We start from the raw sequence: 12,139 nt of genomic DNA on the forward strand, positions 1-12,139 counted from the left end.
GGCCGCGGATGCTACGCTATCTCAGCCAGCATCCGCCGGAGGATAAATCGTGCGCATACCAACCCTGTTTCTGCTCACCGCGTTCATGGTGTCGCTGGGGCCTGCCCTTTCCCCAGCGCAGGAAGACGGCGGACGCCAGGCAAATGTCGAGCGCAGCGCGCGCGGCGGCGTGCTGAAGCTGCTGCCGGCCGACTCCGTCACCGAGCACGAGCTGACGGTCGGCGGCCGCAAGATCGCCTATACCGCGACGGCCGGCACGCTCGATCTCTTCGGCCCGGACGGGGCGCAGACCGGCGCGATCTTCTACACCGCCTATGTCGCCAGGGATGGCGGGCCGGATCGGCCGCTGACCTTCGCCTTCAATGGCGGGCCGGGCGCGGCCTCCGCCTTTCTGCATCTCGGGCTCGTCGGGCCGAAAATCCTCGATTTCGGGCCTCAGGCACGCGATGGTGCCCATGCGAAACTGGTCGACAACGAGCAAAGCTGGCTCGACTTCACCGATCTCGTGCTGATCGATCCGATCGGCACCGGCTGGAGCCGCACGGCAAAGGCGGACGACGCCTCGAACTATTATAGTGTCAACTCGGATGCCCAGAGCATCGCCAAGGCAATTGCGCTCTACGTCGCGCATAACAACCGTTCCAGCTCGCCGAAATACCTGCTCGGCGAAAGCTACGGCGGCTTTCGCGCCGCCAAGGTCGCCTCCGCCCTGCAGGAAAGCCAGGGCATCGTCGTCGCCGGCGCAGTGATGCTTTCTCCCTTGCTTGAAGGTCAGCTGATGTTCAATGCCGATCAGTTCGCGCTCGGCGCAGCGCTCGAGCTGCCGTCGCTGGCCGCGGCCAAACTCGACCGGGACAACGCCTTTGACGAGCAGAGACAGAAAGAGGCGGAGATCTTCGCGCTCGGGGAATACCTGACGAAACTGGCCGGCCCGCCGCCGACAGGCGCCGATGCCGAAGCCTTCTACGGCAGGATCTCCCGGCTGACCGGAATTCCGCAGGATATTGTCGCCCGCAACCGCGGCTTCCTCGGCAATTCCTTCGTCAAGCATTCGGATGCGGGAAGCAGCGAGGTGATGAGTTCATACGACGCTTCCTTCGCAGCGCCCGATCCCTATCCCGAATCCGATTACGACCGCGGCGACGATGCCATCCTCGACGGATTCACCCGGGCCTATGGTGGCGCCTTCGCCGATTATGCTCGCAACGAGCTCGGCTTCAAAACCGAAATGACCTATTCGCTGCTTGACGGCGATATCAGCCGGCGCTGGGAATGGGGTGGAGGCCGCGGCGGCGGATCGCGCTTCCAGGCGAGCGCCACCGACGACGTCAGGCAGCTGCTCGCCTCGAACGCGGCCTTCCATCTCCTGATCGCGCATGGCTACAGCGATCTGGTGACGCCTTACAGCGTGAGCCGCTATGTGGTCGACCACCTGCCGCCCTCGCTCGCAAGTGGCCGCGTCGGGCTGAAGCTCTATCATGGCGGCCATATGTTCTATACCAAAGCCGATCAAAGAGCCGCCTTCACGGCGGATGCGAAGGCCTTCTATGCCGCACGCCCGGCCGCACAGCCGGCGGACTGAGGGAGCGCCGATGCATATCACCGGAGGATGCCATTGCGGGGCGATCCGCTATCAGGCGGAGATCGATCCGGAGCGCGTCTCGATCTGCCATTGCACCGATTGCCAGCGCTTGACGGGCTCGGCCTACCGCGTCACCGCGCCTGCGCGGTCGGAAAGTTTCATGCTTATTTCCGGCGAACCGCGCAGTTATGCGAAGTATGGCGACAGCGGCGCCCTCAGCCGGCAATTCTTCTGCCCGAATTGCGGATCGCCGCTCTACCGCACGGATGGCGAGGGCAGCGCGATCGGCATTCGTGTCGGCAGCATCGACCAGCGGCGGGCCCTGGCGCCGAAAAAACAGATATGGTGCCGGTCGGCTTTGCCCTGGGCGGAAAACATCGAGCCGCTGCCGCGGTTTGATGGCGAGGGTTAGCGGAGCCAAGACGCTAGGACCTGACTAAAGGAGGCGGTAGTCCGCATTCGGTCATCAGCCACTTGGTCAGCACGAGTTGCGGACCACCATGGTGATGAGCCGCCTGTGGCGAGAGCGCAAGCCAACGACCACCCCTTCGAGCGCCATTTATGACTTCCACTGGCATCCCAGAACTGAGCGCTAGAATTCCAGCGCCGCGCGAACACCCAAAAACAGAACCCGTCAATATTGCTCTAATTTTAGCTCGAACTGGCTAAGTGCATCTAAGCTCAATTTATAGTATATGGAAGATGAGGGGATAATCGTGCATACGGCGCGAACGGTTGCTGTAATACTCAGTGGATTTCTTCTGAATTTTACACCCTTGTATTGCATTTTTTTGGACGTAAGCTTCAGGAAAGCTATCATAGCAGCCTTAGATGCGGGCTTTAGTCGTAACGCGTATAGGGACTTTAGTCTTAATTCCCTCACCTGTGAATGAGCTAGTCCTCTCGATCGACGACAATCCCAGTCGATCGAGAGCTCTAGATTCAATACGCAAGAGGGTGGGTCCGGGGATGCAGTTCGGCATCCGGGCTCTGTGACCCTCTGCGAGCTAGCCGAGGGAGAAGCTCCATGGCACTCGATATCACAACTCAAGATCTCATCATCGACGAAACCGCCAATTTGCAGGACGACGACGTCAACCCGGCGATTGTGCCGCACAACAATGCGACGGTGCAATATCTGCTGGGTCTCGACGCTACCGGCGGGCTGACCTCGCCGGAGGTCGCTTACCAGAGCAATTTCGTCGTGGCCTCGGCGAGCGCCGGGGAAACCATCAGCGCGGTCGTTCTCACCCAGAACGCATCCGGCACCCCGTACTCCACCACGGTCGGCGTCAACAGCAACATTCGCACCGTCGATGGCAATTATGTCTGGCTGTTCCAGGATCCGAACCATGCAAACGTCGTGATCGGCGTCATCGGCACATCCGACCCGCTCATCGCGCCGGCCGCTGGCGGGCAGCTCGCGTTTTCACTGGCGCTGGTCGGCACCAGCGCCACCAATGCCGACCTCTACACCGTTCAATACGTGCCATTGCTCCATCCCGATGCGACCACTGCCGACGACCGCATCGATCTGACCAACAAGGTTTTTGCCTCGGTCACGGCAACCTCGACAGTCAATTTCAGCCAGCTTGGCGACGCCCCGTCCGGACATAACAACTGGTATATTCTCGACGCCGACGCAGCCAGCCCCCAGAAGATCCTCGTCACCGCTCACGACAATGGCGCGCAGGCGGAGGTCAACGTCAGCACGCAGGGCCTCGGCGTCGCATCGCAAGATGTCCGCTTCGGCCGCGAGTTGCAGATCGACCTGATCACCGGCGGCACCCAGAGCGCGGGCAAGAATTTCACCAACACGCCAACCGCGCCCGACTACGGCTCTCACATCGAGAACGTCTCCACCGCCGGCTTCTCGGTCTCGCAATCGACGCCAACGAGCAGCGTCGCTGACATCGAGATCCACGCCTATAACAACAATGACAATGTGGAAGGCGCTTCCTTCCCCACCGACGACAACGATGCCGAAATCAACATCACCGGAGTGACATTCGAGCTGAACGGCGACACAAAGACAGCCGCGGATCTCGGCATCACGGTCGATCTCAGCGGCGACGGACTCATCCTTCGCAATGTCGGAGAGGGCGTCACGGTCGATTTCACGACCGCAGGCGGGGTTGGCGGAACATTCGACCGCTTCACCATCAAAAATATCGATACCGAGAAAGACTTCTTCGACGTCAAGGAAGTGCATTTCGGCGGCGAGGTGAGCAACGCCTACAATGAAGAGGTCGGCTCCTTCATCAACTTTGACGACGACGGACCGGCGATCACGGCAACCGGCAGCCCGTCGCAGCTGACGGTCGACGAGACCAACCTGTCGATCGACGCCAACGGCGACTTCTCAAGCTTCTTCACCGCGAATGCCGGGGCCGACGGCGACGACATCACATATGCTCTCGGCATTAACCAGGTCACCAATGTCAGCGGCCTCACCGACACTGCAACCGGCCAATCCGTGCTGCTCTTCGTCGAAGGCGGCAATGTGGTCGGGCGAGCCGGAATTGGCGGGCCCGTTGTCTTCACCGTCAGCGTTAATGCTGCCGGCGTCGTCACCCTCGACCAGGCACGGGCCGTTGTTCATACCGATGCCAGCAATCCGGATGACAGCACCACACTGGCCGCCGCCAACCTCGTCACCCTGACCGCCACCATCACCGACGGCGACGGCGATCACGCCGCAGCCACCCACAATATCGGCCAGAACCTCAACTTCGAGGATGACGGACCGATAATCGGGATAAAAGGCGGCCCGCTTCCGCTGACGGTCGACGAGACCGACCTGACGACCGATGTCAGCGCCGTCGGGGCCGCCTTCGTCGCCTTCCCCGGGGCCGATGGTGTTGGCAACGGAATCACCTATGCGCTCGGCATCAACCCGAACAACAATGTTAGCGGTCTTACCGATACGGAAACCGGCCAGTCCGTCCTGCTCTTCCTGGAAGGCGGCAGCGTGGTCGGCCGAGCCGGCGTCGGCGGGCCTGTCGTCTTCACCGTCAGCGTCAGCGCCGCCAACCTTCTCACCCTCGATCAGCAACGGGCAATCATCCACGCCGATGCCAGCAACCCGGACGACAGTCGGACCCTGGCGGGCGCCGACCTAGTCACCCTGACCGCAACAATCACCGATGGTGACGGCGATCAGGCAACCTCCACCCGCAATATCGGCCACGACCTCTTCTTCAAGGATGACGGGCCGACGATCACCAAGCCGTTCGATGGGAACCCCGCAACCTTGGCTATCGAGCATGAAACCCTGGCCAATGTGCTCAACGCATCGGCCAGCGGCAACTTCGGCTACAATATTGGCGCGGACATTCATCCGGCCGCCTTCTATGCCAGCGGCTCCGACTTCGTCGACCAGGATCTCGTGACGAACGGCGTCCAGATCGGGCTGACCGGCACGATCACCGGCGGCGGCGGCGGAAGCCTCCTCAGTTCGAATGTGACGCTCGCCTCGGAGAGCCTCACCTCCGCGACGTTCAACTTCACCTTCACCTACGACAAGGATCCGGCGGCCGGCGAGCAGGCGGGCACGGCGGGCGGCACGCTCGTCTTCGACAAGGTCCTCGACAGCTATACCATCCAACTGACGGACCCGCTCGAAGGCTTCAGCTTCGACGTGCTGCACACCAGCGAGCTGTTGTCCAAGGAGCCGACGGGCAACACCGGCCACCCGCCGATTGTGTTGTCACGGCTGCAGGCGGATGATGCGAACACACCTGCTGACGAAGACTTCTACGTGCAGTTCACCGGCAACCTGATCAACAGAGCCAACCCGTTCAGCCTGACGAATGATGGCCAGGGGTCGTCCGGCGATTCCACCTTCACCCTCGGCGGTCACGAGATGGTCAGCAACAACAATCCAACCTGGGTGTCTGCGACGCAGAGCACCAATGGTGTTGCCGGCGACACGATCCAGAAAGACGAACTGCTGACCTTGCGGTTCTTCAACAGCAATGTCGGCATCACCAACGAGGTCACGAGCCCCACGGCGACCGCCGGCTCGATGGCCATCAAGTTCGACGGCATCGGCAACAGCGAGGATCTGATGGTAATCCTCGACCTGATCGATAAGGACGGCGCAGACAACATCGCCGGCAACGGGGACGACAACGCGACGATCACCCGTGCCGTGTATGTGTCGAACGCCGACATCTTCAAGGCGGGTCAGGTCCCGGCCCCTTACAGCAGCGAGTTCACGCTCGACAATAACGACGGCCTCGTGATCATCGAGCAGAACGATTACAACGCGGCCGGCGAAGACTATGTGCTGCAGGGCGCCCAGATCATGCAGTCGGGCAACGGGATCACCGGCAACAACACCGCCATCGATCTGATCAGGGCGACCGGCACCAATGGCGGCAGCAATGCGACCGGCAATCTGGTGAACTTCGACGCCACCGATAACGACGTGCTGAAGATCACCGATATCGGCTTCACCTCGACCGTGACCGAGACGCCGAACGCCAATCTCGACTTCGCCTTCAAGGTGGCGGACGCCGATGGCGATGAAACAGCGATGCAGCACATCCTTGTCGACGTCGCCTGACAATCGACCAAAGGGGGCAGCTAAAGCTGCCCCCTCACTGTCTTGCATGCTCATGTAATCTCGTCCCCAGAGTCATGATAATGAAGACGAACCAACAGCCCCCTGCTCTCCAGGTGGTCATCAAAGAAGCCCGACGCGCCGTTCGGCCGCTTATCTGGTTCAGCGGCGGCATCAATATGCTGATGCTGACCGGGGCGCTTTACATGCTCCAGGTCTACCAGCGCGTATTGTCGAGCCACAGCCTGGAGACATTGGTCATGCTCTCGCTGATGGCGGCCGGCGCGCTAGCGGCAATGGCGGGGCTGGAAGTGGTGCGCGGGCGTCTTCTGGCAATCGTCGGATCATGGATGAACGCCCGCTTGGCGCCTGTTCTGCTGACCGCATCGGTGGAATATGCCGCCTCAGCGCCCGGCCAGGTCAATGCCCGTCCGCTGCGCGACCTCGATCAGGTGCGGAATTTCTTCACCAGCCCAAGCATCTTCCCGATCCTCGACGCGCCTTGGGCGCCGCTGTTTTTCGCCGCCATATTCTTCATGCATCCCTGGCTCGGTTGGTTGGCGCTGGGGGGCGGAGCAGTACTTTTCGCCTTGGCCTTGCTCAACGAATGGCTCACACGCAAGCCGCTGACCGAGGCCGCGAGCGCGCAGTCGCAGGCCTATGTCCAGGCGGAAGCCGCGATCCGCAACGCCGAGGTCGTACAGGCAATGGGCATGCTGAAGCCCTTGCTGGAGAGCTGGAAGAGCCAGCAGGACGAGGCGAACAAGGGACAGGTTGTGGCCGCCAACCGCGGCGGAATCATTTCGGCCATCGCACGTTGTCATCGGCTGGCCCTGCAAATGGGCATATTGGGGCTTGGGGCCTATCTCGTCCTACGAAATGAAGCTTCTCCGGGGATCATGGTTTCCGCCTCGATCCTGATGGGGCGCGCCTTGTCGCCGGTCGAACAGGCGATCGGCACATGGAAAGCGACGGTCGGGGCGCGGGCCGCCTATCGGCGTCTTGCGGCCGTCGCCGGCCAGCACCCCGAGGCCACGCCGGTACTGGCGCTGCCACGACCGTCAGGCAGGTTCGAGGCCGACAATATCGTGCTTGCCCGACAGAGCGGCGAACCTATCCTGAAGGGGATCAGCTTTCATCTCGAGCCGGGTGAAGCAATGGCTTTGATCGGCCAGAGCGCGGCCGGCAAGACCAGCCTGGCGCGAATATTGGCCGGCGCCTGGCGTCCCTCCGGCGGTCGAGCGCTGCTTGACGGCATGGATGTCGCTCAGTGGGCGGCAGAAGACCGTGGCCAGCATGTCGGTTACCTGCCGCAGGACATCGAGCTCTTCGCGGGGACCGTCTGCGAAAATATCTGCCGTTTCGCCAAGCTCAGCCCGGTGGTCTTCGACAAGGCCGTCAAGGCCGCGCGGCTGGCGGGCGTTCACGAGCTGATCAAGGGGCTGCCTAAGGGTTACCTTACCGAGATCGGCGAATCCGGCGCGGTCCTGTCAGGCGGTCAACGCCAACGCATCGGATTGGCGCGGGCGCTCTACGGCGATCCGGCACTCGTCATCCTGGACGAGCCCAATTCCAATCTCGACCGCGAGGGTGAGGAAGCCTTGATCGCAGCCCTCGGCACGGTCAAGGCGGCAGGCACAACCATTATCCTGATCGCCCATCGGCCTAATATCATGGAGAAGGTCGACAAAATACTGGTCCTCAATCGCGGTCAGCAGGACCTCTTCGGCCCACGTGACTATGTCTTCAATGAGCTCGCCGCGCGCCTGCGCAAGGTCGCTCAAATGCCGACGATCGTCGCGAAGTAGCGAGGAAACGAACAGCCATGAAGGAGATGAAGGTCGTTCCGTTACCCGTTTCACCGCCGCCGGCAGCTGTTCCCCTGCGTCTCGCAGGCGTGACTTTCACAGGGTTCGCGATCATGTTCCTGTTCTTCGGCATGGCCGGGGGCTGGGCGACGCTAGCACCGTTGGAGAGCGCCGCAGTGGCACCGGGTGTCATCAAGGTGGCCGGCGATCGCAAACTCATCCAGCACCTGGAGGGCGGCATCATCGCAGGGTTGAACGCCGCCAATGGAGATATCGTCAGAGCCGGCAAGATCCTCGTCCAACTCGACAGCACACAGGCGAGGACGAAGCTTGATTTGATCCAGAACCGGATCGCAACGCGCGAGGCGCTGGCCGCCCGGCTGAGGGCCGAGCGTGACGGCAAAACCGAGATCGAGTTCGATCCAGCACTGCTCGCGAACCCCGCCAAGTCAGCGAAGGACGCCGTGGCCGCACAACGTGACGTGTTTTCGGCGAAGCACAACAATTTGAAGGACGAGCGAGAAATCCTCAGCCAGCGCCGTCGACAGACCGCAGAAGAGATAACGGGACTGAAGGAGCTCATCATCACCGAAGACAAGCAGATCGAGGTGTTCGAGGGTGAAACAAAAGATCTTGAAAGTCTCCTCAGGCGTGGGCTCGTCACCCGCGAGCGGGGCCTGCTGCTCAGACGGCAGCAGCGCGAAGTCGAAGGTGAGCGCGCGACCAATGTCGCGGCAATCGCCCGCGCCAGGAGCGCCATGGCTGAGATCGACATGCAAATCCTCAACCTCACCACCTTGCGGCTGAACGAGGCCGTCGAGGAGTTGAGCAAGGTCGAGGCGGAACTGTTCGACCTCAGGCAGGAGGAACGTTCCGCCAAGGATGTGCTTGCCCGCACCAATGTCGCCGCCCCCGTCGACGGCATCATCATGGAGTTGAAGGTCCACACCACCGGCGGAGTCGTCAAACCCGGCGAAACCCTGATGACCATCGTGCCGATGGGACAGCAGCTTGTTGTCGAGGCTATGGTCAGACCGGAGGACGTCGAGACGATTGCGCCGGGACAGCTGGCGCGCGTCAGTTTCCCGGCCTTCGCCCGCTACAACCTGCCGCCGCTCGACGGGGTCGTGGAGATCGTATCGGCTGACAGGATGGTGGAGGAACGCAGCGGCGCGCCCTATTTCGCCGCGACCGTTTTGATCGACAAGAGCGAGCTTGCCAAGCTGGAGGGCCGCAAGCTCCTGCCCGGCATGTCGAGCGAGGCGATGATCCGGACGGGTGCCCGCAGTGTGCTTGCCTATCTGGCCGAGCCGATCACCCAGAACTTCCGCCGCGCGCTGCGGGAAAAATAGGTTTAGAGCAGGTTGAGAAAGATCGGAGCGGAAAGGCCAGGAGCTACGCCTGCGGCGGCGTATCCGGCCAGGTCTCCGTGACGCCAGCCTGCACCGGACGCTCCAGATAGGTGGAAAGGGCGATATAGCTGCGGGTGCCGGTGACGCCCGGCACGGCATGGATCTGCGCCAGAAAGGCTTCCAACGCCTGCGGGCTTTCGGTGCGAACCTTGAAGAGAACGCTGGCATCGCCCGCCACTGAATGCATTTCCTCTACCTCGGGGAAACGCAGGACCTGCATCAGCCGCTCGCTCTTGCCCCAACCGGCTGCTTCCACATGCACGAAGGCAAGCAACGGCTTACCCAAAGCCGCGCCGTCCAGCGCGGCATGCACGCCCTTGATGGCGCCGGATTGTCTCAGGCGGCGCACGCGCTCATGCACGGCCGGCGCCGACAGGCCGACTGCTTCACCAAGTCTGGCATAGCTCTTGCTACTGTCGGTGGCGAGCGCGGCTAATATTCTTCGGTCGAATGCATCGATGACCGGCCGCTTAATGCGTCCCCGCCGAAGATCGTCTGTATTTTCTTCCATTCGGCAAACTCCTCTTTTTGCCGAAAAATAATCACCGATACTGGGCCTATTCAACAGAATATTCGGCACAGGAGGAAATCTTATGGAGTTGATAGCGCGCAATCCGGCAAGCGGGATCTATGCAGCGAGCCCTGATTACATCCATGCGCTGGAGGTCAGGCATGCGTCCCGTCTGCTCTTCGTCAGCGGCACCATGGGTCTCGATCAACAGGGAATGGCAGCGGCCGATCTCGAAGAGCAATTGGACCTCATCTGGTCCAATCTCCGCAGCATCCTCGCTTCCGCTGATATGACGGTGGACAATATCGTAAGGCTGACGAGCTATCTCAGTGACCGCGACTTCATGGAGGCGAACCAGCATGCCCGTCTTCGGGCACTCGCCGGCCGCGCCGTGCCGACCACCGCCATCATCGTCGAAACGTTGCGTGACGACTGGCTCGTCGAGATCGAGATCATCGCCGCCGGCTGACGGCAGTTTGGCCGTCGCGCCCGAGGGCGCGACGGGTGCGGCGATCAGGCCGCCTGTTTCAGCAGGCCGAGCGCCTCGGAAAGATCGACCTCGCCGCGAAAGCCGCCGCTGCTTTTCGCCTCCTGCCGATGCTCGATCGCATGGGCGAAACGCACGGCCGGTTCCTGCTGCATGCGCTGATAGAGGCGATGCAGGGCGGGAAACTGCCGGCGGTCGACGACCTTATGAAAATCGTTCCAGCGGGCGATGCCGACGAAATAGGCATCCGCCAGGCTCGGCCCGTTGCCGACAAGCCATTCGCGGTCTTCGAGCAGACGCTCCAGCGTATGATGCGCCTTTTCGACCGCGGCGGTGCCATAGGCCGTGAGGGCTCGTTTCTCATTCGCGTCCAGCGGATGCTCGACCGCGTACCAGAGCGGGCCGAAGGCCTGGAAGAAGGTGGTGTTGAGAAAGGCCAGCATCTGATTCAGGCGGTCGAAATCCATCGAGCCCTGCGCAACGCCCAGATGGTTGCCGATCGTGCGGGCGCCGATATGGTGCAGGATCGCCATGCTTTCACTGATCGTGCTACCATCTTCGAGCAGCAGCGACGGCGTTTCGCCGGCCATGTTGATCCGCTTATATTCTTCGCTGGAGACTATTTCCGGCATCTCGACGCGGCAGAGCCGATAAGGCAGGCCGGACCATTCCAGCGCGACGATCGAGCCGAAGGAGCAGCCTTCGGGGACGCCGTAAAACAAGATGGGTGACATCATCGTTCCTTTCAGAATTGAACGTGTTTTGGACACGATGAATGTGCAGGTGTGGACGATCTCGCGGTAGAGGCTATAAATGCATCACAACGTCCACACATCTGGAAGCTGTCAATGGCGCTCTTCAACCTCAATGACCTCCATCTCTTCGTGCAGGCCGTCGACAGCGGCAGCTTTACCGCTGCCGCGCGGCACCTCGGCGTTCCGAAATCGACTGTCAGCAAGCGGGTTGGCGAGCTGGAGGCACGGCTTGGCGTCCGGCTGATCCAACGTACGTCACGAAGCTTCGCACTGACCGAACTCGGCCGGGAGTTCTTCCAGCATGCCCAAGCTTCGATCATCGAGGCGGAGATGGCCGAGGGCATCGTTCGGCGGCATCTGGCCGAACCGGCCGGCAGCGTCCGCCTGACCGTCTCGGTGCCGACGGCGCAGTTCATGCTGACGGAGCACCTGCCGGCGCTGGCGGTGCGCTATCCGAAGCTTCGGCTCTGCGTGCACGTGACGGACCGCTTCGTCGATATCATCCAGGAAGGCTTCGACGTCGCGCTGCGCAGCCACCGGACGCCGCTGCCGGATTCGGCGCTGGTGCAGCGGAAGATTACCAGCCACCCGTTCCTCATCGTCGCCTCGCCGCAATATGTGCGTGCCCATGGCGAACCGCGGCGGCCCGAGGAATTGGCGCAGCATGCGACGATCATGACCAGCCTGGCTGAGGATCAGTGGCGGCTTTATTCGGGCGGCAGCGAGGTTCTCGTCATGCTGCATTCCGTCATGGCCGCAGATGAGCCCCATGTTTTGATGGAGATGGCGATGTCGGGGCTCGGTATTACCTGCCTGCCGACATCCGTCTGCCGCAAGGCGCTGGCAGAGGGGCGGCTGGTGCGGATACTGCCGGAATGGACGGCCGGCAGTATCGAGACGACAATCCTGATGCCGCACCGGCGCGGCCAGCTGCCGGCGGTTCGCGCCGTTGTCGAATTTCTGGCGGAACGGCTGGCCGGGTGATGATCACGCCGCCTTGGCGGCGTGATATTCCTT

General features: G+C 61.9%; 9 protein-coding genes. 7 read left to right on the forward strand and 2 right to left on the reverse strand.

Annotated features, from left to right (window positions below; translation table 11 throughout):
* Nucleotides 1-49 precede the first annotated feature (49 nt).
* The 5 genes from GA0061105_RS08275 to GA0061105_RS08295 all read left to right on the forward strand — a co-directional run bounded on the left by GA0061105_RS08275 (nucleotide 50) and on the right by GA0061105_RS08295 (nucleotide 9,309).
* Nucleotides 50-1,582: a S10 family peptidase gene (locus GA0061105_RS08275; protein ID WP_064693527.1), complete on the forward strand. Its 1,533-nt coding sequence runs from the start codon at nucleotides 50-52 to the stop codon at nucleotides 1,580-1,582.
* 10 nt (nucleotides 1,583-1,592) lie between these two features.
* Complete coding sequence (locus GA0061105_RS08280) at nucleotides 1,593-1,994, forward strand: GFA family protein (protein WP_092749321.1); 402 nt, start codon at nucleotides 1,593-1,595, stop codon at nucleotides 1,992-1,994.
* A 615-nt stretch (nucleotides 1,995-2,609) separates the two neighbouring features.
* Complete coding sequence (locus GA0061105_RS08285; RefSeq protein ID WP_092749323.1) at nucleotides 2,610-6,152, forward strand: DUF5801 repeats-in-toxin domain-containing protein; 3,543 nt, start codon at nucleotides 2,610-2,612, stop codon at nucleotides 6,150-6,152.
* A gap of 80 nt (nucleotides 6,153-6,232) precedes the next feature.
* On the forward strand, nucleotides 6,233-7,957 hold the full coding sequence (locus GA0061105_RS08290; RefSeq protein ID WP_092749325.1) for a type I secretion system permease/ATPase: 1,725 nt from the start codon (nucleotides 6,233-6,235) through the stop codon (nucleotides 7,955-7,957).
* Nucleotides 7,958-7,974: 17 nt separating this feature from the next.
* Nucleotides 7,975-9,309, forward strand: coding sequence for an HlyD family type I secretion periplasmic adaptor subunit (locus GA0061105_RS08295; RefSeq protein ID WP_092749327.1), 1,335 nt, complete (start codon nucleotides 7,975-7,977; stop codon nucleotides 9,307-9,309).
* Between the two features lie 43 nt (nucleotides 9,310-9,352).
* Here the strand turns inward: GA0061105_RS08295 and GA0061105_RS08300 are convergent, their stop codons facing one another.
* Nucleotides 9,353-9,934, reverse strand: a complete 582-nt coding sequence (locus tag GA0061105_RS08300; protein WP_092749329.1) for an Lrp/AsnC family transcriptional regulator — start codon at nucleotides 9,932-9,934, stop codon at nucleotides 9,353-9,355.
* 28 nt (nucleotides 9,935-9,962) lie between these two features.
* Between GA0061105_RS08300 and GA0061105_RS08305 the strand changes: the two genes are divergently transcribed.
* The gene (locus GA0061105_RS08305) at nucleotides 9,963-10,349 is read left to right on the forward strand and encodes a RidA family protein (RefSeq protein WP_092749331.1); all 387 of its coding nucleotides are present in this window, start codon (nucleotides 9,963-9,965) and stop codon (nucleotides 10,347-10,349) included.
* Between the two features lie 44 nt (nucleotides 10,350-10,393).
* Here GA0061105_RS08305 and GA0061105_RS08310 read toward each other — a convergent pair whose 3' ends face one another.
* Entirely contained in the window at nucleotides 10,394-11,101 is a 708-nt protein-coding gene (locus GA0061105_RS08310) for a glutathione S-transferase family protein (RefSeq protein WP_092749744.1), read from the reverse strand.
* Between the two features lie 114 nt (nucleotides 11,102-11,215).
* On the opposite strand from GA0061105_RS08310, the gene GA0061105_RS08315 reads away from it, so the two are divergent.
* Nucleotides 11,216-12,106 carry a LysR family transcriptional regulator gene (locus tag GA0061105_RS08315; RefSeq protein ID WP_092749333.1) on the forward strand — a complete coding sequence of 297 codons (891 nt, stop codon included), beginning with the start codon at nucleotides 11,216-11,218 and terminating at the stop codon, nucleotides 12,104-12,106.
* The last annotated feature ends 33 nt before the right edge of the window (nucleotides 12,107-12,139 follow it).

The sequence above is a fragment of the Rhizobium aethiopicum genome (genome assembly GCF_900094625.1).
GTDB classification, from domain to species: domain Bacteria; phylum Pseudomonadota; class Alphaproteobacteria; order Rhizobiales; family Rhizobiaceae; genus Rhizobium; species Rhizobium aethiopicum.